1 protein-coding gene and 1 pseudogene are annotated in these 944 nt (G+C 66.0%); one reads left to right on the top strand and one right to left on the bottom strand.

What is annotated here, in order from left to right; genetic code table 11:
• Positions 1–254: pseudogene (locus E1298_RS49180) on the top strand (hypothetical protein); the annotation flags it as partial.
• Between the two features lie 2 nt (positions 255–256).
• Here E1298_RS49180 and E1298_RS47240 read toward each other — a convergent pair.
• Positions 257–944 (bottom strand): DUF2510 domain-containing protein (locus E1298_RS47240; RefSeq protein WP_131903872.1); only part of this gene is annotated, 688 nt, incomplete at its 5' end.

Raw genomic sequence — 944 nt, 5'->3', positions numbered from 1 at the left:
GCCTGTGGACACCCCCGCCCGCCCTCGGCGAACTGTTCGCGCGCCTCCACTCCGGCATGTACGCCCCGGACATCGGCACCTGGTTCAGCGCGAAGTTCCGCCTGACGTTCCCGTTCGCCTACCAGATCGAGTACGACGGGAACGCCGAGCCGAACTGGCACACCCCGCCACCGCCTACCGCGTACGCCGAAGAACTCCAGACGTACCAGAGGACGCCCGACAACACTCCGCCCTGGCTGCGGGAAAAGGCGTAGGCTCAACGCTTGAGGGCGTCAAAAACCTGGGGCAGCAGCGAGACGTTCTGGTTCTGCTGCGGGACGCGAAGGACCGCCCGCTTCCCGCCCTTCTCGTGAACGAAGTAGTTGCCCTTCTCGAACGTGACTCCGGCAACCGCATCCCACCCGCGCGATACGCCGCCGCCCACGAACCCGTCCCGGTTCACCCGCACATTCGCGACGTTCACCGTCTGCCCCGCCTGAACCGCCGCAAGGAACTCCCTGAGTAACCGCGGCTCCACATAGGTCTTGACCAGATCGACGAGGAACTGCCAGTCGTCCGGCGGATTATTGGCGCGCATCCCGGTCTCCTCGAACGCGATGGCGGGCGCCTCGTTGACGGGGAAGAATCCGATCTCGAAATGGTAGTCCGTCGACGTATGCACACTCCCGATATTGAGTGGCCCGCGCATACGGTTCTGCACAGCCGTATACCCGACGAACTCGGCCCGCGCCAGCTCGATCGTCTGCCCGTCCCACGTGATCGCACGCGGATCCGCATGCAACTCGATCCCCCAGCGCACCTTATGCAACACAGGCCCGCCACCCACCTGCGGAGGCGCCACCGGCTGCACGGACGGCCGCGACGGCGTGGAGTCGACATGCTCAGTCCACTTCGTCCCGTCCCACCAGCGGTGCCCCCCACCCCCGTACGGATCCGGATACCAC

It is taken from the genome of Actinomadura rubrisoli (genome assembly GCF_004349215.1).
GTDB lineage: Bacteria > Actinomycetota > Actinomycetes > Streptosporangiales > Streptosporangiaceae > Spirillospora > Spirillospora rubrisoli.
The sequence above is the reverse complement of the archived record's forward strand: the minus strand, read 5'-3'. Positions and strand labels throughout refer to the sequence as shown.